Raw genomic sequence first — 26,319 nt, 5'->3', positions numbered from 1 at the left:
TCTAACTACGGGGAAAAGCCTGTGATAGTTATGTCTTATCTTGCAGGTTTTGCACCCCTTTAATTCAGAGGGATCTACAAGCAAGGGCGATCGATTACGGATTGTCGCTACAGAGCGATCGATTCGATTCACTCAAGGCAGTGTTTGTCGAGAGATAATTCGCCACCCAGCCACAGGCTGAGGCTGAGGGATGCGTCTTCAAGACCTGCTCAAAGTTCCAGAGTATGACCGTGTGATCGCGGCTTCCGGAGGCTAACAACGTTCCATCCGGATTAAAGGCAACGCTGTGAACGCCATCGGTATGACCGCTCAAGGTTGCGATCAATTCGCCTGTGTTCGTCCAGATTTTGATCGTTTTATCTAAACTGGCTGAAGCGAGTAGGGTTCCATCTGGACTAAACGCCAGACTGTAGATTTGATCTTGATGTCCCAGTAACGTTTTGATGAGGGTGCCATCGAGCTTCCAAAGTTTAATCGTGCGATCGAGTCCACCCGTCGCCAGAATTGAACTCGAGAACGCGATCGCTCTAACTTCCCCATCATGTCCAACGAATGAAGTTAAGAATTTTCCGGTGTCGGCTTGCCAGAGTTTGACGCTGCCATCTAAACTCGAAGACGCGATCGAGCGACCATCGGGACTAAAAGCAACCTTTTGAATCGGCGCGCCGTGGGCAACCCAGGATTTCACAACGCCTCTTCGCAGATTCCAGATTCGCAAGCGTTTATCCTGTCCGGCAATGACAAGAAAAGTGCCGAGCGGATGATAGTCTAAGCTTTGGATCGCACCGATGCTGGGATTTGGGGTTGGTTTAATTGCTGTACCATCTAACTTCCAGCGCTCTACTATCCCGTCTAATCCAGTTGCGATAATCTCTTCACCCGTTGGACGAAATTTTGTATCCAATTTCCAACCGCCATCACTCCTCAAATCCCGGATAAAATTACCGCTTTGTGACCAGAGCTTCACCGATCGATCTTTACTTGCAGACACCAGCCATTCACCGTCCGGGCTAAAGGCAACCTGATTCACATCGCTACGATGTCCTTCCAATCGCGTCATTAATCCATTGTTCAATTGCCAAATTCTTGCCGTTCTATCCGCACTGCCAGTGACGATCGTTTGTCCGCTTGGGTGGTAGGCTGCTGCCCAAATTCCATTTTCGTGTCCTGGCAGCGTTCGCACTAATGTTCCATTGCGCTGCCATAGCTTTAGGGTTTTATCAAATCCAACCGAGGCAAAGGTTTGCTGATGTCGATTCCACATGACGCAATTGACACCATCGCTTTGCGCTTCAATTCTGCGAATCAGGTTTCCCGATCGACTCCATAGCCCGATCGTATCGTCGAGGCTCGCTGAAGCAATTTCGCTTCCGTCTGGGCTAAAGGCAACCGATCGCACCGAATCTTCATGCCCCGATAAGGTTTTGATCAAGCGACCTGTGCGCGTCCAGAGTTTGATCGTGCGATCGGCGCTGGCGGTTGCAATCAACTCGCCATCCGGACTAAATGCGACCGCATTCACCCCTTGTTGATGCCCATTCAGCGTCTGGATGAATTGACCCTGGCGCGACCAGAGTTTCACAGTACGATCGGCGCTGGCAGTTGCGATCGTGCGATTATCGGGACTAAATGCGACTCCATAAACTGTGTCCTCATGTCCGCTCAGCCGCTGTATTTGCCAACCATCATGGCTCCACAACTGCACCATATTATCTGCACCCCCGGTCGCGATCAGTTCCCCATCAGGACTAAACGCGATCGCAAACACACTTCCGGTATGCTGCTTTAGGGTTGTAACCGGAGATCCATCTTTGTGCCAGAGCTTGACGGTTTGATCTTCAGATGCCGTGGCAATAAAATCTCCATCAGGACTAAAGCTCACGGCGCGAATTCCGCCGGTATGACCCGACAGCCGATTCGACTCAGCCGCCGTGTAAACAGCTTGCCCCAACACGCGATCGACTTGGGCTAAAACTTCACGCTCCTGAATGTGCGATTCTTGCGCGATTGCACGGGCGCGGAGCGCTTCGATCATGGCATCTAATCCATGCCCTAGAGCGTAAAGCAACTCGGAATTGCTGGTCATCGCGATGATGCTGCTCCGAGTTGCCTGCTGATACTGCACAGACGCGATCGACCCCAGCGCGATCGCGATCACTAATACCGCGCTCAGCAACACTAAAAGTTGGCGCTGGAGCTTTGTATTTCTGCGCTCTAGTACCAGTCGTGCCGCGATCACTTGAGCGCGATCGGCTTCAAGATCGCGCAGCGTGGTCTGTTCTTGCAGCGTTTGACTGGCAGAGAGAAAGCGGTAATCGTCGTCACTGAGTTGTTTTCCGATCGACCAGTTTCGCGCATCGATTAGCGCTTGTCCCCGCAACAATCGCGATTCATCTTCATAACCGGAATTTTTCCACTGTGTCAGTGCCTCGGAATACGGACGCAATTTGGCAAATTGTCGATCAATCCAGCTAAGATTAAACACCGCTTCATACACGGGATTCTTAACGCGGAGATATCCGTCCGATCGCTTAACTAATCCAGACAGCAGTAAAGCGATTTGTTCGACGCTGTTATCGATTTCAATACCCTGATGTCGTTGCTGAAATAAAGGATAGTTTTGATCGATATCGAGCTTAGGCGATCGTAGAATTTGCTGATACAACTCCAATAGCCGTCCAATTCGGCCTTGATCAGCGACAATGCGATCGCGAATAGTTTTCAGATGTTCGGGGCGATCTTGCGCTTCCCAATTGTCGATCACGCGCAGTTGAAACCAATACTCCAGCGTCAGTGGGGAAATCGCGACAGTTTCGCTTGGTTCTGTAGACTGCTCGGAAGCCTCGCGCACTACAATCTCGCAGAACTTCTGAGTCAGAAACGGCTGTCCTCCTGTCCACCTTAGAATCTGGTGCAGCACCAATTCTGGATTTTTCACCACTCGCCTTAAGCCTTCGATCAAAGGAGCCGATTCAGAAAACTGAAATCCTGCAAGCTCGATCGCTCTGCCAATATTAAACGGCGTTCTTTGTTTGTTGCTGATTAGTTCGGCAGGCGTTGTCACTCCAAACAGCGCAAAACTCAACCGTCGAAATGCAGGATTTTCCGATCGCTGGTGATAACAAGAGCGAATCAACGCAAAAAAATCATCAGCGGGAAACTTGAGTGCCAGCACACTATCAATTTCGTCGATTAAAATTGCAACGTTTTGCTGGATCTGCGCGAGCAAAACCGTCTCCAAAAACTGTTCTAACCGCTTCACAAACGTCAAATGCGCGCGATCGCGCCACCACCGCCCAAGCTCAATTTCTAAGTCAAAACTACTGACTAGCGCCGCCGCGATCGAGGCATACCACTGCTCTGCGCTCACCTGCTGCACGCCAATTCCAGTCATATCGATCGTGCAGCACTGTACCCCTGCTTGCCGCAGCCGCTGCATCGATCGCACCCGCAAGCTCGACTTTCCCATCTGCCGCGAATTAAACACATAGCAGAATTCACCCGCAAGCAGCGCTTGATATAGCTCCTCATCGGCTTTGCGCTCGACGTAACACGCCGCATCCGGCGGCAAACTGCCCCCCACCTGATAGCGCGAATTCGAGCCTTGAACAGTCACAGTGTCGAAAGTGCTTGCTGAAAGAATTGACGATACAGTTCGCAGCTTGGCGAAATCAGAGAATTCTTCATTCGCACTAACCCTTTGCTCTGAAGCTTAAATGCTTGAAGTGGTTCCACTTCTACGGGCGCGTCCGAGAACACCACCCGCCTTAATGCTGCCATTAACTCTGGATATTTTTGCAGATCCCACAAAAGATTCCGTAAATGATTCCCATATACGCCATCACTGCTGGTCGATCGCAATAATTCCTCAAGGCTAACGCTCTGAAGGCTCAAGTGATGCAGACCCACCTGCACCAAATAAGGATTGCCGCCCGTTAAGTTCAATAGCGCCTCTGCCGCAGTTTCGAGATCCTCAAACCCATAGCGTTGCGCCAGATCAAGCACCTGTTCTGCATTCAGCGTTGGTAGCTCAACCAGCAACCCCGCATTAAACGGCGATTGATTCAGATGCAGCGGGACATAGACTTCAATCGAGTGAATCAGCACCAGCCGTAGTTTCTGCCAAAGTTCACTTTTCGCATCGCCATAGCGCGATTTTTCATACCATGCCCGCAACATTCCAAAAAAATCAGCCGCGATTTCTGGATGCTCAAACACAGCATCCACTTCATCGAGCGCCAGCACGATCGGCTCGGTAATCTCGGTAAGAATGTAATTTTCAAAGTAGTTGGTGCAGTTGTAGCTGTTGCCAAACAAATCATCCCAGTGGCGATCGAGGTGATTGTGCAAGCCGAAATTTTGCGACACGATCGCGCAGAACCACTGTAAAAATCGCCGCAAATCCGTTAATACAGACGCATCGGCTAGCTGCAAGCTAATAATCGCAGTGTGATAGTGCTGCTCTCTGAGCTGGGTGAGGACTCTCGACACGAGCGAGGTTTTTCCCATTTGCCGAGGCGCTTTGACGCGCACCAAGGCTCCAGGCTGCATCAACGCTTCATAGCACAGCGCTTCGATCGGCGGACGGTAGACGTAAAACGGCGAATCGATCGGCAACTGCCCGTTTGCAAGCAGGCTCTGTCGGTTGAAGGGCGGACTGTCTGCATCAGTATAGTCTTCGGGGCTGAGCCTCAGGTCAAACGCCCGAAAGTAGTTCTCTAAAGTATGTTGATCAACGGCAACCTTGCGGCTCCGCACTCGTGCTAAGGTGTTTGGACTCAATTCCGTTCGTTCGCTTAGCTCTTGGAGTGTGTAAGGCTTACCAGAATGTTGCTGTTGATTGAATCTCGCTTCAGCAGCTTGGAGGCGTTGCCAGCCGCGAGCGCTAAGGATAACTCCTCGTTTGCGCTTCGCGGGCTGGCGTGGAGACGGTGCATTTGACATGGATAGACATTAACCTGACAAATAGAATAGGCTTTGGAAATACACATAAGCAATAACGTGATTTCTAGCTTTTTAAGTAGAATAAAAGATTTTACCGGCAAAAAGCTTGCCGCTGAGTTAATTCAGTGAAAGGACTTCGGACTAGATGATTGGATTCAGTCATCTCTAGCCAGTATAAGTTTGTCTAAAATTCTTGCCGCACAGCAAATTCACAAATTACTTTTTTTGGATTCATTTTAACGACGAAAATCTAAATCATTATGCAAGTTTGCAGTGTAACTTTTGTGTATCCGCAAAATGGCGTGATTTGATACGGCAAATGGATGAATGATGAATCTGAACCAATTTCAGCGAATTAGAGGTGAAGTAGTAAAATAATAAGCGCTCTGGCGCTTGACAGCTGCGCTATTCAGGCTATTTTCCGTAAGCGCCCAAATCGTTTAACTGTTGCTCAATCCCCCGATCGCAGCATTTTCGGCTTAAGTGGTGGACTTAAGTCGTGATCTTCAGTAGCCAATCGGGGTATTCAGAGGCAAACTAAGCAAAGGTAAAGTCTGCATTGCATCCGTATTTTCCCGGTTAAGTAGGATACGCAGTGCTGAGGCTCTTAGAGGTGAGTAAAAAGGCGATTCTGCTTCGATCCAGATAGTAGAAATATTCAAATAGAAAATTACTTAATTCCGACTTAGCTGAAATTAAGTAATCAGGGTGCATGAGGGATGAGGATATGATGTCAACCCTATCTAGAACTTCGAGACAATGTTAATCCGAAACAAAGCGTTAACCCGAAACAAAGCGACCGAACTCAAAAGCCGCAGACTTGAGGCGATCGTAATTGATGGACAATCTCGCGTAAATAGGATAGGTTCTTGTGAGGTTAATTGCGGCCCTGCAAACTATTACACGGCTGATTAGTGCAGTTCGGGACTGAACAATTCTTTAGTTCCTCTCCACAATTTTTTGCCAGATAACGCTTTACAGTTTATTTTTACCTTCATACACTGCCCCATTACAATCTCGTTTGACATTCGTTTTTATTCGCTCAGTTGATGAGTTGCGTAGGCTGATTTACTTCTAATGAAGACCATTCTTGTAATCGAAGACGATGAGCTGATCCGGAACAATCTGCTTGAAATTCTGGAACTCGAAGGATTCCGGGCGATCGAAGCAGAAAATGGTCAAGTCGGAATTCATAAAGCCAATGCCTATCTCCCGGATCTTGTGCTTTGCGATATCTGTATGCCAGAGCTTGATGGCTATGGTGTTTTAGAGTCGCTGCGATCGACTTCGCAGACTTCGACCATTCCGGTTGTGTTTCTAACGGCAAAAAGTGAACAGCGCGATATGCGGTACGGAATGAATTTAGGTGCAGATGACTATCTCGTTAAACCCTGTTCGGTGAATGAGCTAGTCGGCGCGATTTCAACCCGCCTGAAGAAGCAGGCAGCCTTCATTCAACGGTATGCTGCTCAACAACATCAGGCAACCGCAGCCTTCCGTCGCGGTGCAATGCTCGATCCGTTGACCAACTTACCGACTCGCGGCTTATTGTATCAGCATCTGCAAAACCTACTGACTCTGCAGTCTGATACTCAGTCTTCTATTGCAGTGCTGTGTCTGAATCTGCGGCGCTTCCATGTGATTAATTCCAGCTTTGGGCACACGGTTGGCGATATCGTGCTGCAAATGATTGCTAACCGTCTGAGCAAGATTGTGCAATCAAATGGATTTTTAGCGCGGCTCAATGGGGATCAGTTTGGAATTGTGCTGAGGGATGTGTCGGGAGCAGAACTCGAAGCCTATGCTCAAATGCTGCTCGATCGCGTGACGCTGCCCTGTGTGATCGACGGTCGCGAGATTCGATTGAACATCAGCCTTGGAATGACTTGGACGGATCAGGCGGAGGGAACGCCGCAGGACTTGTTAACTCAAGCGGAAACAGCCCAACATTGGTGTCAGCAGCCCACTATATCGGCTTATCGGCGCTATGATGCTGAGTTGGATGCGCTGGAAATGGAGCGGCGCTTGATCGAGATGGATTTGGTCAAAGCGATCGAGCGGGCTGAGTTTCGGGTGTATTATCAGCCGCAAGTGGATTTGAGGAGGGGGCAGATCGTTGGGGTGGAGTCGCTGGTGCGGTGGCATCATCCAACGCGAGGCATTGTATCTCCGGACACGTTTATTCCGATCGCGGAAGAGTTGGGCTTGATTGTGCCGCTAGGGGAATGGGTGCTGAGAACGGCGTGTCAACATGCAAAACAGTGGCAAGACTTCTATTTGCAGCCACTGCAAGTGTCAGTCAATTTGTCGATGCGACAGTTTCAGCAGCAGGATCTACCAAAGCGAGTGGAAGCGATTCTGGAGGAAACGGGGATTGATCCAAAATTGCTGATTTTGGAATTGACGGAAAGCTGTGTGATGCAGGATGTGCAGATGACAATCTGTACTTTAAAGGCGCTCAAAGCATTAGGAATTGAGATTTCGATCGATGATTTTGGTACGGGCTATTCGTCGCTGAATTATCTGTATCAGTTGCCGATCGATGCGTTGAAGATCGATCGAACCTTTGTGAAGCAAATTCATTCGAGCGAGGGTGCAGTTGCGATTTCTGATGCCATTATCAGCATGGCAAAAGGGTTAAGGTTGCACATTGTGGCGGAGGGAATCGAGAACCAAAATCAGTTGGAGTTCTTCCGCGATCGAGGATGTGATGCAATTCAAGGATATTTCTATAGTCCGCCGATTTCGGCAGAGGAAATGCAATCTCTTCTGAAGAAAGATCGACGACTTTAATAAGTGGGGATTTGATTTAGGCTCCAGTCATAATCCAGATAAGAAATTCTGGCGTTTTTAGGGATTGCTGGGTTAATGTATTCGGCGATCGAGGGGGCAACGTTGAGAAAATCTTGGCGATACCATTTGAAAATTTTGCTACAGTGCAAAACATTGCGATCGGCATCGTATTTTACTTTTTCGGGGTTTTGAATAAATCGATTTTTGTCGGCTTCAAGTTGCTGATTCACGCGATTGGGAAAATAGGCTTCATTTCTTAACAACGGGCAGCCGATCGAGGCGCAGACGATCGCAAAATGAATGCGCGGATCTTGAAATTGTTTTCTCAAGCGTTCGTTTTCGATTTGTCCTAAGCTGAATTTCTGATTGAATGCAGTGCGATCGCGATTGAAAAAGAATTGAAAAAAGGCAATCCAATTGGGAATGCCGAGAATTTTAGGCTGAATTGATCGGATCGGATAGCGCGGCAGAATTTTTTCAATGACAAAGGCATTGTAGAGGTTAATCCACAAACTTAATTGCTCATCGGGTGTGGGATCGCTCCATTCTAGAGATGAGATCCATTCTCTGACTGCGTTAGGCTGTTCTTGTTTCCAACGAACGTAATCGACTTGTCCGCGATCGTTTACATACGTCTGTAAGAGCTTGTTCCAGGGTTCAAAATCCATTGTTATCCCTCAATTTCAGAGAGTTCCATCCAGCGAATCGTAGACGTTTCAATTTGTTCTTCTAGCTTTGCTAATTGTTCAGAAAGTTTCTGAACTTCGGTAAATCCGGCGGGTGGATTGTTGTAGAGTTTTTTCTCGATCGCTGCTTTTTCCGCTTCGAGCCCAGGAATTTTCGTTTCTAGAGTTTCAAGTTCGCGCTTCTCTTTGAAAGATAATTTACGCGGTTTATTAGAAACAGATTTTGCTGCGATTGGCTTCGGTTCTGGTGCTTTTTCGACAGTAACTTCTTCATCCTTTTTGTAATCCAGATAAATCGAGTAATTCCCTGGATACTCGCGCACGTTGCCGCCTGATTCGAGGGCGAAGATTTTATCAACGGTACGATCGAGAAAATAACGATCGTGCGACACCACTATCACGCAGCCGTTAAAATCTTCTAGATAGTCTTCTAAAACCGCTAAAGTTTGCACATCTAAATCGTTAGTCGGTTCGTCGAGAATTAGAACATTCGGTGCGCTCATCAATACTCGGAGTAGGAATAAACGCCGTCTTTCTCCACCCGATAACTTATTAATTGGCGCATATTGCTGATTTGGTGGGAACAGAAAGCGCTCTAGCATTTGAGACGCGGTGATCACTTCACCTTCTGAGGTTTTGACCAGTTCCGCCACGTCTTTTAGATACTCGATCACGCGCTGATTTTCGTTGATCAAAAGATCGTCAGAATGCTGATCAAAGTAGCCAAAATGAATCGTACTTCCGGTTTCGATCGTGCCCGCATCCGGCTCAAGTCTGCCTGTAATTAAATTAAGTAGCGTTGATTTTCCTGCACCATTTTCGCCAATAATTCCAACTCGATCTTCAGGATTGAAATTGTAGGTGAAATCTTTAATCAGCGTACGATCGTCAAATCCTTTAGTGACATGCTCCAGTTCAACCACCTTTTTACCGATGCGTCGTCCTGCGGTGGAAATTTGCACTTTACCCTGAGCTTGTTTAAACTCAGTCTCCTGCATCTCATGAACGCGATCGATCCGGGCTTTCTGTTTGGTGCTGCGTGCTTTGGCTCCTCGTTTCAGCCATTCTAATTCTCGCCGTAATACGCCTTGATGCTTGCGTTGTGAACTCGCCTCAGAAGCTTCTTGCGCGGCTTTTTTCTCCAGATAGTAAGAATAATTGCCGTTATAGCTGTAGAGTTCGCCGCGATCGAGTTCGATGATTCGATTGGTGACGCGATCGAGGAAATAGCGATCGTGCGTTACGAGGAGCAATGCACCCCGAAATCTGCTGAGATAGCTTTGCAACCATTCGATCGACAGTGCATCTAAATGGTTGGTCGGCTCGTCCATTAATAAGACATCCGGCTCTGATAACAATGCAGTCGCCAGCGCAATTCGTTTCCGATAGCCCCCGGAGAGTTGTTCAATTTTGGCGTTGAGATCTTGAATTCCAAGCTTCGTTAAAATGATCTTCGCTTTGGTTTCCAGCTCCCAAGCGTTGAGCGAATCCATTTTCTGCGTCACCTGCGACAATCGCGCCATAGTCGCATCAGAATTGCCGTTTGCATGGGCTAACTGCTCAGATAGCTGCTCGTATTCTTTCACCAGCGACATCTGATCGCCGCTATCTGCAAAAACTTGTTCTAAAACCGTTCGCTCTGGGTCAAGATCAGGTTGCTGCGGCAGGTAGATCATCCGGCTGCCTGAAGTTTTCGTCAGCTCGCCTGCGTCGATCGATTCCAATCCGCCGATCATCTTCAGCAAAGTCGATTTTCCTGATCCATTCGTTCCAATCAGTCCGACTTTTTCGCCTGCTTCTAGCGTAAAACTGGCATCGCGCACAATTTCTTTGATGCCGAAATCTTTTTTGACCGATCGTAGCGTTAGAACACTCATGATTGATTGAACGAAACCCGCTCATCAACGGTAGCACTGATTGAGGTGGGGAGTGGGGAGTAGGGAGAATTAACAATCTACCCCTGCTCCCTACTCTCTACTCTTGCGGTGCCACTCGGTCTTTGAATCCTTTTCCTGCTGCAAATACCGGAACTCGTGTCGCTGGAATTTGAATTGCCGCCCCGGTTGCCGGGTTGCGTCCTTCACGGGCTTGACGTTCCCGCGCTTCAAAGCTACCAAATCCTACGATCGTCACTTTATCCCCACTGGCAACGGTTTCCAAAATGGTATCGACCATCGCCGTTAAGATTGCATCTGCTTCTTTCTTAGTTACGCTTGCCTTTTGAGCGATCGCGTCTACTAATTCACCTTTGTTCATTTGTGTGTCCTCACAATAATTCCAACGTAAATTCCAACGTAGATTCCAACATAATCCGCTGCATTGTAGTGCAAGATTTTGCAAAGTTCAATCGTACTATGCAATTTCCTAACACAAAGTATCATTAGAGTGTAGAACTCAAGTGTCAGTTATGCTGCTTTCAGCGTTCGATCTGAAACCCGTGATTGATCTAACCGACGAGCAGTTTTACCAACTCTGTCGGGCAAATCCCGATGTCAAGTTTGAACGGGATGCAACCGGAAAGATTTTAATTATGTCTCCTTCAGGCGGAACCACCGGAAATCGTAACTTTGAGATAGCTGCTGAATTCGGTATCTGGAATCGTCAAGCTCAGTTAGGTGTTTGTTTTGATTCTTCAACGGGATTCAAGTTGCCGAATGGAGCAACTAGAGCGCCCGATGTCGCGTGGATTGAGCAATCGCGTTGGGATGCCCTCACTTCTGAACAGCAGGAAAAATTTCCTCCGATCGCACCCGATTTTGTGCTGGAACTGATGTCCCCGTCTGACACTTTAGAAGAAACTCAAGCCAAGCTGCGAGAGTACATCGAGAATGGCGTGAGATTAGGTTGGTTGCTCGATCGTAAAACCCGCCGCGTGGAGATTTATCACTCAGACCAATCCGTTGAAGTGTTAGATAATCCAACCTCACTAGAGGGTGAAAATGTTTTACCGGGATTTGTGCTGAATTTGGCGATCGTCTGGTAGGGTCTATTGTTGGAGCATTTTGGCAAGTGAAACATGGTTGTACCCGCGACGTGCCAGCCTGGAATTGCGGCAGGAATGGCAGCTTTACAGATGTTTTACAACACGGGTACGGGCTTGTGGGATACCTCGAACTGGTGGAATGCAGCAAATGCGCTGGAAGCAACGATCGAATATTCGCGCCTAACCGATTCCCTCACGTATCGCGGCAATATTTTTAATACGTTCTATCAGAAGCCGAGGTATGCGAATTTTATCAATCCTTGGTTTCGGGATGATGATGGCTGGTGGGCGATCGCTTGGATTCGAGCCTATGATCTCACAGGTGAACAGAAGTATTTAGACCAAGCCAAGTTCATCTTCTGGGACATGACCAAAGGTTGGGATAACGTTTGTAATGGCGGATTGTACTGGCACAAACGCGAGTTAAATTACAAAAATGCGATTACTAACGGATTATTACTTTCGGTTGCAGCAAAGTTAAATCTACGTGAACCAAACGATAAACGCTATTTAGAATGGTCGCAAAAGATTTGGAACTGGTATCAGCAAAGCGGAATGATCAATGCTGAGAACTTAGTGAATGATGGTTTAGATAGCAACTGCCGCAACAATGGAAAAACAATCTGGACATACAATCAAGGCGTTTTGATCGGTGCATTAGTGGATTTGTATCGAGGCACAAAAGATGCGGAGTTATTGAAGCAGGCGGAAGCGATCGCGGATGCGTCGATCGTAAAACTCGCCCGCAATGGCATTCTGCGCGAACCTTGCGAAGACAACAATGACTGCGGCAATGATGGGCCGCAATTCAAAGGAATTTTTATGCGGAATTTGACGGACTTGTATCGCGTCAGTCCCAAGCCAGCTTATCGCGAATTCATTGCCAGAAATGCAGAGTCGATCTGGGCAAATCGCAATGCGAAAAATCAGTTTGGTTTGAATTGGGCAGGAACGATCGATAAAGCCGATGCAACTCGACAAACAAGCGCGATCGATGCTCTGAATGCTGCAATTTCACTTTCGACCGCAAGAACTGTTCAAGCCGAGAATTTCGTCGCAACTAGCGTTCAGCCAAATTATGTAATGAGTCAGACTGAGAATGATTTGACTCGGTTTAAGGTGTCGATCGGTTGTTCGGGTCGGTATGATTTGGTGTTTCGATACGCATCCCCCCAAAGCGCAGTTCGGTATGTCTATGTGAATGGTCGAAGTTTGATCGATCGACAAGCGTTTCCAGCAACAGGTGGCTGGAATCAGTGGCAGTCGATCAAAATCGAAAATGTCTGGCTAAATGCAGGTGATAATTCTGTTTCGGTGATTTTCAATTCGAGTAAAGGCAGCCAGAATCCTTTAGCGCTGGATGCTTTATCGATCGATGTTTCTCGTAGTTTGAAATGAATGTGATTCAGAAAGTTACACATCGCTTAAATCAGATTAAATCTCTGAGCGTTTACGGTTTTGATCTGATTCAAGAGCGAATGACTGATTTTTCTCAGTTACAGCACTATGATCAAGCCAATACTAAATTGATTCCAGATTTCGATCGCGTCATTTTCTTTGGTGATTCAATTACTGATTTTTGGGATTTACAGAGCTATTTTCAAAATCAGTCTTATGTCAATCGCGGAATTGCTGGACAAACGACACCGCAGATGTTGATTCGGTTTCGTTCAGATGCGATCGCGCTTCGTCCCAAAGCCGTGATTCTTCTCGCTGGAACGAATGACATTGCAGGCAATACAGGCAGCGCGACGATCGCTCAAATTCAGGATAATCTGATGTCGATCGTCGAGCTTGCAAAATATCACCAAATCCGCGTGATTCTGGCTTCACTACTCCCAGTGAGTGAACTGGTTTCCGCTACTCGTCCTCTCGACAAAATTGCGGCACTCAACGATTGGATTCAGAACTATTGCGCAGAAAATGACTGCGTTTATCTCGATTACCACAGCCAGATGGTAGACGATCGAGGTTTCCTACAATCTCATCTTTCGGTTGATGGGTTACATCCAAACGACGCAGGTTATAAAATCATGGCTCCACTCGCAGAAGCCGCAATTCAAGGGGTGATATGACGATCGAATTCAGTTTAGATGCCAACCGTGAAGCGATCGATTGGATTCGATCTCTTTTAGCAACGGTTAATTTTGAAGGGAATCTACAAATCGAATCCGCTTCTGAGCCTTGGGCATTCCATGTTTGCTTTTATTTGCCGAACGACGATCGCAGCAAAATTAATCAAATCGAAACAGCATTGTCATCGCTTCATCGCACTGGAATGACAACAGAATTAGAAATGATGGTCGTTGAACAAGAATCAGAAAACATCGTTACTACACATCGAATCGGTGATAGATTTGTGATTGTGAATGGAAATTATGAAGTACAATCAAATGAAATTGCCTTAAACATCGAGGAAAGCCTAGCATTTGGTAGCGGCTTTCATCCCACAACAACACTGTGTTTACGATCGATTGAACGCCACGTTAAGCCAGACTTAGAGATTTTAGATCTGGGTTGTGGAACTGGAATCTTGAGTGTGGCAATGGCGAAATTAGGCGCACAGGTTCATGCGATCGATAACGACGCGATCGCAGTTGAAGCTACTGAACGCGCGATCGATCAAAATTCGGTTGATGTTAAAGTCGATCGCGCCAGTCTCGGCAAAGGCAGCGATTTAGGGCATTGGATGGGCGGCGAAGCTCCGGAAACATTGTCGATCGAGCCTGCTCAAAACTTTGATTTGATTGTTGCCAATATGTTTGCTCGAATCCTGATTGACTTGAGCGAAGATTTGAAAGCAGCACTCCGACCAACGGGACGATTAATCTTATCGGGATTCACGATCGAATACGAAGAAGAATTAACCGAAACGCTAACCCCATTGGGATTTGAACGAATCGATCGAGAACAACTCGGAGACTGGATTGCGATCGTCTATCAGCTTCATTGAGTTTGACAAGAAGAATTCGCTTCGATGCTGAAACCAGGATCGCTGCCTAAATTCGCCATACAGAGGGGCTTTGAGTGATACCGAATCAATTTATTAATGCGACAGATCCTTCGCCCCCTAAATCCCCCATACTGGGGGACTTGAGAATCCGAAACAGATTTGGCTTGAAGTCCCCCACGCGTGGGGGATTTAGGGGGCTTCCAAGATCTGTCGCACTCAAAAATCAATTTGGTATTACACCTTGCACAAGAGGTAGATACTTTTCATCAATCCGATGTGATCGCAGACCTTCACCTCTAGAAACTGCTTGGCTAGGTGAAACCAATCAAACCAAAGCGAAAAAACCTCATACTGGCACCCGCCTCAAACCCAATCAGACTTAACTTCCAATTCTTCTGGAATTTCCTCAATCTCAGGCAGCTTTTCTAACGTTAATCGCGTTTGATTCGAGCCGCCCAAGATCTTGAGCAATTTCGGTTTTGGATCATGCAGTAAGTAAATTAATCGATCGCCCACTTGCCAAGTTAGATCTGCGAGACAAACCTGTAAACTCTGATCACGCTCCAACAATACAGGTAACAGCGTTTCCGCTTCAGCCATTGCTCTAAGTCGGGCTTGCTGCGCCTCAAAATTCTCTGATTTGAACTCAGTTTCACCCAACTTAACGGCACTGTCTGACAAAAATTGATTCCAGGTTTTCAGGTTAAATTGCGGGGTAAATGCAGGCTGAATCTTCACTGAAGCGGCAGAATCCGCCGGAAAAACCGAGACAACACGCGGCGGCGCAAACTCTTCGATCGCCCGTTGCGCCAGCACTAAATTCACTTCACCATTGTTCGTCATCGCTAGGAAGGTTCCCACAGATGCCAGTCCCGCTTCTTCTAAGACATCGGTATCTAACGCACTGCTGATAAATACTCTGAGATCTGCATCGGTGGGATAAGAGTCAGGATCAGTATCAATCAGCGCAACAGACTCACCCTGATCGCGGAACAATCGCGCAATCAGCAAACTTAGCGGACTACACCCAACAATCACCGCACCTGTTGTATCTTCTGCGGTAATTTTTAATAGGTTCGCGATCGTTTGTGCGCTCACAGACTGCAATACGACCGTTAATATAATCGTCAAAAATACCAGCGCTTTAATCGAATCACCGCCGTTAATTCCTCGTTGCGTTAACAAAATTGCAAAAATCGATGCCACAGAAGCCGCAATAATTCCACGAGGCGCAACCCAACTGAGAAAGATTTTTTGTCGCCAATTCAAATCGCTATTCCACGTACAAGCAAATACATTCAAGGGGCGCACAACGAACATCAGCACGAATACCGTTAACAATCCACCCCAACCCAGCGCAAAAATCCCTGGAATGGATAAATCTGCTGACAATAAGATAAACAATACCGAAACCGCTAGCGTGGTTAACTGTCCCTTAAATCGCTTGAGCAATCGTTCTTCCGGTAGCGCAAATGCACGCAATACAATCCCTGCAACCACTGTCGCCATCAATCCCGCTTCACCGCGAATCGTTTGCGCTAACCCAAACAACCCCCACAATCCTGCTAGTACCACCAGCGTTTTGAGATCATCGGATAAAAATGTCGCTCTCCTCAACAAAGCGCCCATTAATCCTGCCCCGATCGCCCCAATTCCCGCCCCAATCCCCAACCGCACAATCAAATCGATCGCAACACCGATTAAATCGGACTGCCCATTCAGCACCACATTCAGCACCACCACCGCTAGAATCGCGCCGATCGGATCAATCAACACCCCCTCTCCTTCTAAAAGCGTTGCCACCTGTCGATCGACTCTCACATACCGCAGCAGCGAGTTAATCACCACAGGCCCCGTCACCACTACTAATGCCGCATACACAAACGCGATCGACCAGGGAAATTCACTCAACGTATGTGCTGCGATCGCGCCCCCCAAAATCGAAATCAGCACCCCGATCGTCACCAAATTCCGCAAGCTGCCCGACACGCGATCGAGTTCCCGCAATTGCAGATTAAACCCACCCTCAAACAAAATCACCGCCACTAACAGCGCGATCAGCACCTCTAATCCGGTGCCCAACTGATCCGGGTGCAGCCAATTCAGCCCACTCGCCCCCAGAATTACCCCAAACAGCAGCAAAAACACGATCGCTGGAATTTTTAGCCATTCTGCCACCACCTGAGCGCCAATTCCCGCCATCACGGTCACGACGATCTGCAAAGTAAGTTCAAGCGTGGCATCCATAGCGGCAGAAAAGGGGGACAAAATAAAAACGTTTTCCCGAACTTCTGTCCTCATTGTGCGACCAACGTGACGCAAAAAGTTGCCGCGATCGCAAATTAGATTGCGAAATTGCAACGAAATCGCGGGTTTTACTCAATATTTTGTAACTGCTCGACACGAATTCGGCGATCGCGCTTTATGGGAACATGAAGGCAGTCAACGATTCACAAAGATTTAAGAAAATGGCACAAGATCAAAAACCGACCGTGGTGATTACGGGTGCTTCCTCTGGAGTCGGCTTGTACGCTGCAAAAGCTCTGACCCAAAAAGGCTGGCATGTGGTGATGGCTTGTCGGAACTTGGAAAAGGCAAACAATGCTGCACAGTCTTTGGGGATGTCACCCGATAGCTATACTCTGATGCACATTGATCTGGGGTCACTCGACAGTGTTCGCAAGTTTGTTGATCAGTTTCGCCAAAGTGGAAAGTCTCTCGATGCGCTGGTTTGTAATGCAGCCGTGTACTTACCTCTGCTTAAAGAACCACAACGCAGTCCCGAAGGGTATGAGATCAGTGTGGCAACCAACCATTTTGGACATTTTCTATTGTGCAATTTGATGCTGGAAGATCTGAAGCATTCTGCTCACTCTGATCCCCGCTTGATCATTTTGGGAACGGTTACGGCGAACTCGAAAGAACTGGGCGGAAAGATTCCAATTCCGGCTCCGGCAGACTTAGGGAATTTGGAAGGCTTCGAGGCAGGGTTTAAAGCTCCGATCGCAATGATCGACGGCAAGAAGTTTAAAGCAGGCAAAGCTTACAAAGATAGTAAGTTGTGCAACATGATCACAGTGCGCGAACTGCATCGCCGCTATCACGATTCCACCGGAATTGTATTTAACTCCCTATATCCGGGCTGTGTTGCAGATACGCCATTGTTCCGCAATAGCTTACCTGTGTTCCAAAAAGTCTTCCCGTGGTTCCAAAAGAACATTACCGGGGGCTATGTGTCTCAGGAACTTGCAGGAGAGCGCGTGGCACAGGTGGTTGCTGATCCTGAGTTTAAGCAATCGGGTGTGCATTGGAGTTGGGGCAATCGCCAGCAAGCCGGACGCGAATCCTTTGTGCAAGAGCTTTCTGAAAAAGCAAGTGATGATGCAAAAGGTAAGCGGATGTGGGAGTTGAGCGAGAAGTTAGTTGGTCTAGCGTAGTGGATAGTAGGCGATCGCTAAGATGCTTTTTGTGTTTTGGCGATCGCCCTTTCTTTTTTAAAGAAACTCCGCCGTTAGATCCGTAACAGAGCCGCGACAAACCCGACCCATCGCGTAGTCTTGTTCCGCTTCTTGGACTTCTTGAACAAGGTTTGCCCGACGTTGCTGGCTCAAGCGTTTCTCAATGATGTCGATTAAAATTGCTTGTGCCTCAAAGGGTAACGCTTCTACAGTTTCTAGCGCTTTCTGGAACTCAGAAGTTTTAATGGTTTGCAATCGCGAGACTGTGTTGTCATAAGTCAAATCTATCGAATAAATACAATCGTAAGCGATCGCAAAAACTACTGCTTGCGATCGCCATTTCCATAGTTGTAACTTAGTGCGGGAAGACATTATGCAAGAATCTGTGATTTATCGTTCGATTCAGCAAGAAACAGAAGCGAAAGCAAAGAGATCGATCGCTCTTAATCTTTTACGGGCAGGCGTGGACATCAACCTGATTGCATCTTCAACGGGTTTATTGGTTGAAGAAGTTCAACAACTACAGCAACAACTACACGATTCTGCACAAGATTAAGCCTGATCATCGCTCTCGTCAGATTGCTCCGCTTTCAGTTCAATTGTTTTTTCCTCAGTAGGCTCAAACTCAATCCGTTCAAGCTCAACGGCTTCCTTCTCAGCAGGCTCAAACTCGGCTGCTTGTGCTTGCGGTAATGCCCTTTCAACCTGTGCAGGTAACTCTAACGGCTGAAGCTCGACCAACTCTGGCAAAGCCACCAGCGGCTTCTCGACTTCTTTGACTGTGATTGGAATTTGGAGCGGTTTGAGTTCTTCGACCCAGCAGGTTGCGATCGGTAACGTCTGATCCAAATCGTCCAGCGCTCTCGGAATTACCATCACAGAATGCAGTTCTCCGACTCGTTCCGCCTCTTGCATTCCGACCTCGACCGCCATCGCCACGTTCGCCACGGTTCCGCGAATGATCGCAGTACACAAGCCATCGCCGATCGTATGATATGCCGTCAAAGTCACATCGGCAGACTTGAGCATCGCGTCGGCTGCCGCCACCATCGCCGGAAAGCCGCGAGTTTCAAGCAGTCCGACTGCGAGATTACTAAACTGATTGGTACTATGTTTGCCAATCATTGCGGCGAGCTTACTGCCGATCGGTAACACTTCATCCAAATTTGGCATCGGACGCGGAATAATCACCGTCGAAACCTTCATGCCGAATTGCTCAACGGTTTCGGCTCCCACTTCCACCGCCAACCGCACATCCGAAATGCCGCCGCGCACCACCGCCGTACAGTAACCGCCGCCGATCATTTCATAGCCAACCAGCGTCACACCGGACGACTTCAGCATCATGTCAGCAGTGCCCACGATCGCGGGGAAGCTTTGGGTCGAGACAAGCCCAAGGGCTGAATCGAGAAACGGGTCTTGGCGGTTCATTGGCACAGGGAGGTAACTGTCCCTTTCATCTTACTCTGTCGGAATTTCCTTGCAAGCGCCAACCTTCCGGTAACAAGGCTGTAATGCAGTTAAAGCGGCGAGATTGAGCAAGCCCAATCTCGCCGCTCCCGGCTTATGCCGTCACGATGTACGGAGAATCGACTGATGCAACTCGTCCATCTCTGAGCAACGTTTGATAAACCATTGCCGAAACATCGGCGCGGGTCGCTTCTCGGTTCGGGTTAAACTGCTTCTGATTTGGATAGTTCACGACGATATCTGCCTGAACTGCTGCGGCTACTCGGTCTTGCACCGATTGCGGAATCGCACTGCGATCGTCCAACACCGCCAAGATATTTGCATTGGCAGACGGAATGCCAAACCCACTTGTCAGCGACAAGACTAATTGCAGCCGCGTGACATTTTGATTCGGCTTGAAGGTTCCATCTGGGAAGCCGGAAATAAATCCAGCGCGGTAAGCTTGGTCGATCGCACTCCTCGCCCAAAAATCTCCAGGCACATCCTGGAAGCTGACTCCTGCTCGCTTTGGCGCTGGATTGAATGCCCGCGCAATCAAGGTGGCATACTGAGCGCGAGTCATCGCTGCATCGGGCTTAAAGGTGCCATCTGCAAATCCTTGAATCAAGCTCTGATTGGATAAGCCCAGAATGAAATCTTTTGCCCAATGATTGGTTACATCAATAAAGGCGATGTTGGTTGCATCAGGATTGACAATGTAAGCGGATGCGATCGTCGGTGCTTGACTCAGTGCCACTAACGATTGATAAATAAACGTCGTCACTTCAGCACGGGTAATTTCCTGCAAAGGGCGCAGTTGTGACAAGTTTGGGTAGTTCACCACTAAGCGGCGCTGCGTTGCGGCAGCGACTTTATCAGTGGCAAAGCTCGGAATCTGAGCGCGATCGCTATACAGTGCTAGCAGATTTTGCGTCCCACCAGATAGCCCTAACCCATTGACAAGGGCAACGATCGCTTGCGTCCGAGTGAGATTTAAGCCAGGTCGGAAAGTCCCATCTGGGAATCCAGTAATAAAGCCCATGCGATTCGCTTTTGTGATCGCTTCTGCTGCCCAAAAATTTGAGGGCACATCAGAGAAGTTTGTTGCAGGTTGCTTCAGCGGCAGATTAAAGCTTTTCGCCACGATCGCAGCAAACTGAGCGCGAGTTAATGAATTCTCTGGCTTAAAGGTATTGTCTGGAAATCCAGTGACCAGATTTCGACTCACGAGCGATTGGATAAATGCTTCTGCCCAATGCCCTCTGATATCCGTCAATCCAGCCGTCGGTGTTGGAGTCGGAGTCGGTGTGGGAGTGGGAACTGGCGTGGGAGTCGGAGTCGGGGTTGGAGTCGGAGTCGGTGTGGGAGTTGGAGTTGGGGTTGGAACTTGACTCACCACGAAATCGACTGCGCCTTGAACTCTCGATGCATTTAATTGATTCCCGACAGAGACGATCGTAATTTGGGGATTCGTCGCATTCTGAAGATCGAACTCGCCGTTATCGCGGATGGTATTACCGCCGGGATCTTGACTGCTGCCTAAATTCGGGGCGCTGCTTGCTAAGATGACAACGCCGGTTTCGGTATTTCGCTCGATCGTATTGCCCCGCAACACTGGACGCGCTGCATTACTCAACACGATACCGGCGCGGTTCTGAAACACTCGGTTTTCAAGGATTAATGGTGCCGCATCATCGCCGATCGCAAGTCCAAACCCGGTGTTCTGACAGACATTGCGCCGGAATTCCCCTTTGGCATTGCGAGAAAAAGAAGCACCATTGGCATCGTTTTGTACAAATACGCAATCGGTCACGATCGGATTTGCCGTTCCCGTAGCAAACACACCCTCACGTTTGCAGTTAGTGAAGGTGCAATTGGCGATCGTCGGAGCCGTTGATTCTACCCAAGCGCCTGTTCCGCGTGAATTCGGATTTGTCACCGTCACACCGCGTACCTGAGCATTGGTTTCGAGCCGGAAGGTGATATTCTGTCCTGCCCAAGACGGACTCAAGAAGTTCCCGCCTCCTTGAACTAAAATCCCACTGCCTTTATTCGACTCGTTGCCGATCACCGTCACTCCAGACGGGATCACGATCGGGAAAAATTCACCGCTTTCTGTGCTGTAAGTTCCGGGAGCGAGTTGAATCGTAGTGCCAGAGCGGGCTTGTTGAAGAGCGCGGGCGATCGTTTTGAGCGGAGCCGATGACGTTCCGGCAGCACCATCGTTACCGCTACTAGGATTGACAAAGAGAATGGGAGAGCCTGCTTGAACCATAACGTTTTAAGCGTGAATAGGTAATCTTGTGAAATGCAACAGAAAGTAAATCAGCGATTCCAGGAAGCTTCAAAAGTAATTCATGATACTCATTTGCGCCCAGGTCGCACACAGATTTGTTAAGAAACTTCGAGTAAGAGAATATTGAAGCCAAATCTGCACTTCTCTGCCTTTCTCTAGATGGATTTTTGGATCAAATGCTTACGTTATGGTTTTGATGCACTTGTGAGTTTCAAACCACGGAATTTTCAAACCACCGAATTTTCAAACCACCAATTAACTCATAAAGATTAAAACATTGCTAAGGAGCGCACAACTCCAGCGCGATCGCCTTTTAAGTTATTCCTAGTGTCGTTTGTACCTTTGAGAACTCGTGCTTGACTCTCTTCTCCCACCGCTCAACGAGCATAATTTGCCGTATCCCGATACCATCCATCCGATCGTGGTGCATTTTGTCATCGCGATGGTATTGTTCGCGTTCGTCTGCGATACGGTTAGCTACTTCACGCGCAATCCAAAATTGGCAGAGGTCAGCTGGTGGAACTTGGTATTTGCTACAGTCTCTATCTTTATTGCAGTCATTTTTGGACAAATTGAAGCGGGACTTGCAGAGCCTTATGATGCAGCCGTCTCGACGTTGAATCTACATTCCATCCTGGGTTGGTCGCTGTCTGGAGTTTTGGCAGCCGTGACCGGATGGCGCTATGTCCTTCGACTGCAGAACAAACCCCAGCTTCCAACCCCTTATATTGTTGCCAGTGTTGCGCTGGTGGGACTGGTCATTGCTCAGACCTACTTAGGGGACTTATTGGTATGGGTTTATGGGCTCCATTCTGTTCCCGTTGTAGAAGCCACAAGAGGAGGACAACTGTGACGACCAAAACAGAACTCCTAGATCAAATGGCGGATCAGCTAGGAGCGAATCATTTACCGTATGTGATCCCAATCCATCCCAATCTGGTGCATTTAACCTTGGGACTGTTCATTGTGGCGATTTCGTTTGATATTGTCGGGGTGCTATTTCCGGTGGATAAAGCCCTATTTAAGTATCTGGCGATTCCGGTCACGCGATCGGGCTTGTTTGATGTGGGTTGGTTCAATATGGTAGGAGCGGCTGTGATTACCTTCTTCACCGTTGCTTCTGGCTTTTATGAAATGCTGCTCGCTGATCCGATCCCCGATGTTAAAAGCGTTTGGGGGCTACAGGCACTCGAAACAATGGTCTGGCATGGCGTGGGTGGCGTATTGCTGCTGACTCTGATCGTGGGCATGACCGTGTGGCGAGGATTTCAGCGCTTCGCTTGGCGAAAAGACATGGCGCGCCAAGTGCAGTGGAGCTACATTGCGGTGGGTCTTCTGATCTTTCTGATTATGTTTGTTCAAGGAACATTGGGAGCGCACTTAGGCGGCGAATTTGGCATTCACACCACAGCGGATCAATTGATTAAAGCAGGCGAAAACCCCGATCTTAAACTGTAGAAGCTCATGAAACTCCGCCCGATTTTAGTAATTAGTGCCTTTGTCGCTTTTCTAACGACTGCCAGTTTCTGGATGGCAAAGCAGGCGTACTCCTGGTTTCCGCCGCAGGCTTCGGCTGAGGCAAAACTGTATGATGGACTATTCAGCATTCTGACGGGGATCGGAACGTTTATTCTGCTTGGCATTTCGTTGGTTGTGTTGTATTCGGTGTTGTTTCAACGTGCCGAAAAGTATGACTTTAGCGATGGCCCGCACATTGAAGGCAATACGACGATCGAAATCGTCTGGACAGCAGCTCCCTTACTGTTAGTGCTGTGGATTGCAACCTATAGCTATCAAATCTATGATGCAATGGCAATTCGCGGCCCGATGGAACTGGTGCATCTTCACAATCCCATGGAGATGCAAGCCGCTTATGCTATGAACTTGAATGAAGTGAAGCCAGCGCTCCCGACCGAGAACATTGATGTCACTGCGAAACAATGGGCTTGGGTGTTCCGCTATCCCGATCAGAACCTTACTAGCACAGAGCTACACTTGCCTGTCGATCATCGCATTCATCTCACCTTGCACTCAGATGATGTGCTACACGGATTCTATGTGCCTGCATTCCGGTTAAAGCAAGATGTGATTCCGAGTAAAACGATCGACTTTGAGTTCACGCCGATTCGAGTCGGTAAATATCGATTGCGCGATTCGCTCTACAGTGGCACTTACTTTGCCTCGAATCAAGCCGATGTTATGGTTGAATCCCAGGAAGACTACGATCGCTGGTTAGCCACGGCTGCGAGTCAATCTCCCACTCCCGCCTTTAATCCCGCTGCCGCAGAACACGCCCGCAGTGCTGAGAAAAATGTGGTTCGAGGTTGGAAAACGGTAGAACCTGCGCCGCCTCCGGTTGTGAACTTTGCACCCAAACAAGAACCGACTAGCCCTGCTGCTTAGCAAATTAAAATAACTGGATAAATTGCGATGACGAATGTTCCTGTAGAAGCGATCGAGGTCGCCCGCCAGCAACCGTATCCTGGTGCGCCCGATAACTGGAAGCGATTTTTCACCTTCAGCACCGATCATAAGGTGATTGGGATTCAGTACATTGTGACAGCGTATGTCTTCTTTTTGATCGGCGGATTGCTGTCGATGATCATGCGCGGTGAATTGATTACACCCGAAGCAGATTTGGTCGATCGAACAGTCTATAACGCATTGTTCACGATGCATGGTTCGATCATGCTATTTATGTGGACGTTTCCCGTGTTGGTGGGATTGAGTAACTATCTGGTGCCATTGATGATCGGGGCGCGAGATATGGCATTCCCAAGGCTGAATGCGGTTTCGTTCTGGATGATCCCTGTGGTTGGGATTTTGATGATCGTCAGCTTTTTTGTTCCGGGTGGCCCCTCTCAATCCGGCTGGTGGGCTTATCCGCCTGTGAGCTTGCAGAATCCGACTGCAAATCTGATTAATGGGCAGGTGTTATGGATTCTTGCGGTCGCGATTTCGGGTGTGTCCTCGATCCTGGGCGGCGTGAACTTTGTCACGACGATCGTGAGAATGCGTGCGCCCGGAATGACTTGGTATAGAACGCCTGCGTTTGTCTGGTCAGTGTTAGCTGCACAGCTCATTCAGCTCTATGGACTGCCTGCCCTGACTGCCGGAGCCGTGATGCTCTTGTTCGATTTAACTTTGGGAACGAGCTTCTTTGCGCCAGAGCGGGGCGGAAATCCATTGCTGTACCAGCACTTTTTCTGGTTCTATTCCCATCCTGCCGTGTATGTCATGGTGCTTCCCGTGTTTGGGATATTCTCCGAGGTGCTTCCGGTTTATGCGAGAAAACCTTTGTTTGGGTATCGAGTGATTGCCACTTCATCACTCATGATCACCTTCATTAGCGGCTTAGTGTGGGTGCATCATATGTATGCCAGCGGGACTCCCGGATGGATGCGAATTCTGTTTATGTTTACCACGCTGCTTGTTTCTGTTCCAACTGGAATTAAGGTTTTTGGTTGGGTGGCAACGATTTGGGGTGGAAAGCTGCGGCTGACGACTTCGATGCTGTTTGCTCTCGCTGGAATCACAAATTTTGTGTTTGCTGGCATTACTGGAGTGATGTTGGGATCAGTGCCGATCGATATCCACGTCAACAATACCTACTTTGTCGTCGCGCACTTTCATTACGTGATTTACGGCACGATCGTCTTTGGTATCTATGCAGGTTTGTATCATTGGTTCCCGAAAATGACCGGGAGAATGTATTACGAAGGACTTGGAAAGCTACACTTTGCGCTGACTTTCATTGGTACAACCTTATGTTTCTTCCCGATGCACTTTGCGGGACTGATGGGAATGCCGCGCCGAGTTGCTTCTTATGATCCTGAGTTTGCGCTGTGGAATGTGATGGCAAGTATCGGTGGATTTTTGCTCGGAATCTCGGTGTTGCCCTTCATTCTGAACGTGGTGAGTTCTTGGATTCAGGGGGAAAAAGCACCGAACAATCCGTGGCGTGCGATCGGTCTCGAATGGCTCACTACTTCCCCGCCTCCGGTCGAGAACTTTGAAAAAATTCCTGTGGTGATTTCACCGCCTTATCAGTACGGCAAAAGTCAACCGCTTATCGAGAATCAGTCCGAGATTGTCCCCGCTGATGGAGTAACGACATGACCGCAGAAAGTTCGTTTAGCGCAACGCGCAACGCCGACGGCACCGCAAAATCTATAGAAGCCGAGATTCGCTCCGAGCAGGCACATGAGGAAGCAGAAAATAGTAAGTTCGGCTTTATTGTGTTCCTGCTGTCTGAGAGTGTGATTTTTCTCAGCTTCTTTGTTGGCTACAGTGTTTTCAAAACCAGTAATTCTGATTGGTATCCGCCTGGAGTCACTCATCTAGAGACAAGAGAGCCGTTGATCAACACGATCGTTCTTGTTTCCAGTAGCTTTGTGATCTATGTCGCTGAACGATATCTGCATGATAAAAAGCTCTGGGGCTTTCGACTATTTCTGCTAGCAACAATGGCAATGGGGGGTTACTTCCTTTATGGTCAAGCCGTTGAATGGAGTCAACTGAGCTTTGGACTGACCTCTGGCGTATTCGGTGGATTGTTTTATCTATTAACCGGATTTCATGGCTTGCACGTTCTCAGTGGAATTTTGCTGCAAACGGTGATGATTGGTCGATCGTTTATTCCCGGTAACTACGACAGTGGTTACTTTGGCGTAGAAGCGACCTCTTTGTTCTGGCACTTTGTCGATGTCATCTGGATTATTCTGTATGTTCTGATTTACGTCTGGCAGTAGGAGCAG

The 26,319-nt window shown here is 48.2% G+C and carries 21 protein-coding genes; 12 read left to right on the top strand and 9 right to left on the bottom strand.

Translation table 11 applies throughout. From position 1 onward, the window contains the following. Positions 1–94: 94 nt before the first annotated feature. The gene (locus tag NC981_RS15365) at positions 95–3,616 is read right to left on the bottom strand and encodes an AAA-like domain-containing protein (protein ID WP_348243748.1); all 3,522 of its coding nucleotides are present in this window, start codon (positions 3,614–3,616) and stop codon (positions 95–97) included. After that, positions 3,613–4,944 (bottom strand): AAA-like domain-containing protein, encoded by a 1,332-nt coding sequence (locus NC981_RS15360; protein WP_348243747.1) that lies wholly within the window; start codon positions 4,942–4,944, stop codon positions 3,613–3,615. Before NC981_RS15360 ends, NC981_RS15365 begins: the two co-directional genes overlap by 4 nt. Positions 4,945–6,021: 1,077 nt before the next feature. Here NC981_RS15360 and NC981_RS15355 point away from each other — a divergent pair. After that, positions 6,022–7,737, top strand: a complete 1,716-nt coding sequence (locus NC981_RS15355; protein WP_348243746.1) for an EAL domain-containing protein — start codon at positions 6,022–6,024, stop codon at positions 7,735–7,737. Here the strand turns inward: NC981_RS15355 and NC981_RS15350 are convergent. The 3 genes from NC981_RS15350 to NC981_RS15340 all read right to left on the bottom strand — a co-directional run bounded on the left by NC981_RS15350 (position 7,734) and on the right by NC981_RS15340 (position 10,679). After that, positions 7,734–8,405, bottom strand: coding sequence for a DUF547 domain-containing protein (locus tag NC981_RS15350; RefSeq protein WP_348243745.1), 672 nt, complete (start codon positions 8,403–8,405; stop codon positions 7,734–7,736). The two genes, NC981_RS15355 and NC981_RS15350, sit on opposite strands and share 4 nt — an antisense overlap. A 2-nt stretch (positions 8,406–8,407) precedes the next feature. Continuing rightward, a complete protein-coding gene (locus tag NC981_RS15345) occupies positions 8,408–10,300 on the bottom strand; it encodes an ABC-F family ATP-binding cassette domain-containing protein (RefSeq protein ID WP_348243744.1) in 1,893 nt (630 codons plus the stop codon). 97 nt (positions 10,301–10,397) lie between these two features. Next, positions 10,398–10,679 (bottom strand): HU family DNA-binding protein, encoded by a 282-nt coding sequence (locus NC981_RS15340; protein WP_190377803.1) that lies wholly within the window; start codon positions 10,677–10,679, stop codon positions 10,398–10,400. A 151-nt stretch (positions 10,680–10,830) separates the two neighbouring features. Here NC981_RS15340 and NC981_RS15335 point away from each other — a divergent pair, with 151 nt between their 5' ends. Genes NC981_RS15335 through NC981_RS15320 form a run of 4 tightly spaced genes read left to right on the top strand, consistent with a single transcriptional unit; the run spans position 10,831 to position 14,359 of the window. After that, entirely contained in the window at positions 10,831–11,406 is a 576-nt protein-coding gene (locus NC981_RS15335) for a Uma2 family endonuclease (RefSeq protein ID WP_348243743.1), read from the top strand. A gap of 33 nt (positions 11,407–11,439) precedes the next feature. After that, on the top strand, positions 11,440–12,804 hold the full coding sequence (locus NC981_RS15330) for a glycoside hydrolase family 76 protein (RefSeq protein ID WP_348243742.1): 1,365 nt from the start codon (positions 11,440–11,442) through the stop codon (positions 12,802–12,804). Next, positions 12,801–13,481 carry a GDSL-type esterase/lipase family protein gene (locus NC981_RS15325; RefSeq protein ID WP_348243741.1) on the top strand — a complete coding sequence of 227 codons (681 nt, stop codon included), beginning with the start codon at positions 12,801–12,803 and terminating at the stop codon, positions 13,479–13,481. The genes NC981_RS15330 and NC981_RS15325 overlap by 4 nt, the downstream gene beginning before the upstream one ends. Continuing rightward, complete coding sequence (locus NC981_RS15320) at positions 13,478–14,359, top strand: 50S ribosomal protein L11 methyltransferase (protein ID WP_348243740.1); 882 nt, start codon at positions 13,478–13,480, stop codon at positions 14,357–14,359. Before NC981_RS15325 ends, NC981_RS15320 begins: the two co-directional genes overlap by 4 nt. 363 nt (positions 14,360–14,722) lie before the next feature. Here the strand turns inward: NC981_RS15320 and NC981_RS15315 are convergent, their stop codons facing one another. After that, the gene (locus NC981_RS15315) at positions 14,723–16,606 is read right to left on the bottom strand and encodes a cation:proton antiporter (protein ID WP_348243739.1); all 1,884 of its coding nucleotides are present in this window, start codon (positions 16,604–16,606) and stop codon (positions 14,723–14,725) included. Between the two features lie 221 nt (positions 16,607–16,827). Here NC981_RS15315 and NC981_RS15310 point away from each other — a divergent pair, with 221 nt between their 5' ends. After that, positions 16,828–17,796 (top strand): protochlorophyllide reductase, encoded by a 969-nt coding sequence (locus NC981_RS15310; protein ID WP_348243738.1) that lies wholly within the window; start codon positions 16,828–16,830, stop codon positions 17,794–17,796. Positions 17,797–17,853: 57 nt separating this feature from the next. On the opposite strand, the gene NC981_RS15305 is transcribed toward NC981_RS15310, so the two are convergent. Further along, a complete protein-coding gene (locus tag NC981_RS15305) occupies positions 17,854–18,189 on the bottom strand; it encodes a hypothetical protein (RefSeq protein ID WP_348243737.1) in 336 nt (111 codons plus the stop codon). Between the two features lies 1 nt (position 18,190). Between NC981_RS15305 and NC981_RS15300 the strand changes: the two genes are divergently transcribed. Further along, complete coding sequence (locus NC981_RS15300; protein ID WP_348243736.1) at positions 18,191–18,373, top strand: hypothetical protein; 183 nt, start codon at positions 18,191–18,193, stop codon at positions 18,371–18,373. Here NC981_RS15300 and NC981_RS15295 read toward each other — a convergent pair. After that, positions 18,370–19,248, bottom strand: a complete 879-nt coding sequence (locus NC981_RS15295) for a BMC domain-containing protein (protein ID WP_348243735.1) — start codon at positions 19,246–19,248, stop codon at positions 18,370–18,372. The genes NC981_RS15300 and NC981_RS15295 overlap by 4 nt on opposite strands. A 133-nt stretch (positions 19,249–19,381) precedes the next feature. Next, positions 19,382–21,541, bottom strand: coding sequence for an S-layer homology domain-containing protein (locus NC981_RS15290; protein ID WP_348243734.1), 2,160 nt, complete (start codon positions 21,539–21,541; stop codon positions 19,382–19,384). 373 nt (positions 21,542–21,914) lie between these two features. Here NC981_RS15290 and NC981_RS15285 point away from each other — a divergent pair, with 373 nt between their 5' ends. Genes NC981_RS15285 through NC981_RS15265 form a run of 5 tightly spaced genes read left to right on the top strand, consistent with a single transcriptional unit; the run spans position 21,915 to position 26,313 of the window. Further along, positions 21,915–22,415 carry a DUF2231 domain-containing protein gene (locus NC981_RS15285; protein WP_348243733.1) on the top strand — a complete coding sequence of 167 codons (501 nt, stop codon included), beginning with the start codon at positions 21,915–21,917 and terminating at the stop codon, positions 22,413–22,415. Between the two features lie 26 nt (positions 22,416–22,441). Continuing rightward, entirely contained in the window at positions 22,442–23,020 is a 579-nt protein-coding gene (locus tag NC981_RS15280) for a DUF2231 domain-containing protein (RefSeq protein ID WP_348243950.1), read from the top strand. A gap of 6 nt (positions 23,021–23,026) precedes the next feature. Further along, positions 23,027–23,965, top strand: a complete 939-nt coding sequence (locus NC981_RS15275; RefSeq protein ID WP_348243732.1) for a cytochrome c oxidase subunit II — start codon at positions 23,027–23,029, stop codon at positions 23,963–23,965. Positions 23,966–23,992: 27 nt separating this feature from the next. Further along, positions 23,993–25,681 (top strand): cytochrome c oxidase subunit I, encoded by a 1,689-nt coding sequence (gene ctaD / locus NC981_RS15270; protein WP_348243731.1) that lies wholly within the window; start codon positions 23,993–23,995, stop codon positions 25,679–25,681. Beyond that, positions 25,678–26,313 (top strand): heme-copper oxidase subunit III, encoded by a 636-nt coding sequence (locus NC981_RS15265; RefSeq protein WP_348243730.1) that lies wholly within the window; start codon positions 25,678–25,680, stop codon positions 26,311–26,313. Before ctaD ends, NC981_RS15265 begins: the two co-directional genes overlap by 4 nt. Positions 26,314–26,319 lie beyond the last annotated feature (6 nt).

Origin of the sequence: Leptolyngbya sp. DQ-M1 (assembly GCF_039962505.1) — a bacterium.
GTDB lineage: Bacteria > Cyanobacteriota > Cyanobacteriia > Leptolyngbyales > Leptolyngbyaceae > Leptolyngbya.
The sequence above is the reverse complement of the archived record's forward strand: the minus strand, read 5'-3'. Positions and strand labels throughout refer to the sequence as shown.

Coding starts and splice junctions, on each gene's coding strand:
- NC981_RS15360 (WP_348243747.1), bottom strand. CDS start 4,944: ATGTCAAATGCACCGTCTCCACGCCAGCCCGCGAAGCGCAAACGAGGA.
- NC981_RS15355 (WP_348243746.1), top strand. CDS start 6,022: ATGAAGACCATTCTTGTAATCGAAGACGATGAGCTGATCCGGAACAAT.
- NC981_RS15350 (WP_348243745.1), bottom strand. CDS start 8,405: ATGGATTTTGAACCCTGGAACAAGCTCTTACAGACGTATGTAAACGAT.
- NC981_RS15345 (WP_348243744.1), bottom strand. CDS start 10,300: ATGAGTGTTCTAACGCTACGATCGGTCAAAAAAGATTTCGGCATCAAA.
- NC981_RS15340 (WP_190377803.1), bottom strand. CDS start 10,679: ATGAACAAAGGTGAATTAGTAGACGCGATCGCTCAAAAGGCAAGCGTA.
- NC981_RS15335 (WP_348243743.1), top strand. CDS start 10,831: ATGCTGCTTTCAGCGTTCGATCTGAAACCCGTGATTGATCTAACCGAC.
- NC981_RS15330 (WP_348243742.1), top strand. CDS start 11,440: ATGGTTGTACCCGCGACGTGCCAGCCTGGAATTGCGGCAGGAATGGCA.
- NC981_RS15325 (WP_348243741.1), top strand. CDS start 12,801: ATGAATGTGATTCAGAAAGTTACACATCGCTTAAATCAGATTAAATCT.
- NC981_RS15320 (WP_348243740.1), top strand. CDS start 13,478: ATGACGATCGAATTCAGTTTAGATGCCAACCGTGAAGCGATCGATTGG.
- NC981_RS15315 (WP_348243739.1), bottom strand. CDS start 16,606: ATGGATGCCACGCTTGAACTTACTTTGCAGATCGTCGTGACCGTGATG.
- NC981_RS15310 (WP_348243738.1), top strand. CDS start 16,828: ATGGCACAAGATCAAAAACCGACCGTGGTGATTACGGGTGCTTCCTCT.
- NC981_RS15305 (WP_348243737.1), bottom strand. CDS start 18,189: ATGTCTTCCCGCACTAAGTTACAACTATGGAAATGGCGATCGCAAGCA.
- NC981_RS15300 (WP_348243736.1), top strand. CDS start 18,191: ATGCAAGAATCTGTGATTTATCGTTCGATTCAGCAAGAAACAGAAGCG.
- NC981_RS15295 (WP_348243735.1), bottom strand. CDS start 19,248: ATGAACCGCCAAGACCCGTTTCTCGATTCAGCCCTTGGGCTTGTCTCG.
- NC981_RS15290 (WP_348243734.1), bottom strand. CDS start 21,541: ATGGTTCAAGCAGGCTCTCCCATTCTCTTTGTCAATCCTAGTAGCGGT.
- NC981_RS15280 (WP_348243950.1), top strand. CDS start 22,442: ATGGCGGATCAGCTAGGAGCGAATCATTTACCGTATGTGATCCCAATC.
- NC981_RS15275 (WP_348243732.1), top strand. CDS start 23,027: ATGAAACTCCGCCCGATTTTAGTAATTAGTGCCTTTGTCGCTTTTCTA.
- ctaD (WP_348243731.1), top strand. CDS start 23,993: ATGACGAATGTTCCTGTAGAAGCGATCGAGGTCGCCCGCCAGCAACCG.
- NC981_RS15265 (WP_348243730.1), top strand. CDS start 25,678: ATGACCGCAGAAAGTTCGTTTAGCGCAACGCGCAACGCCGACGGCACC.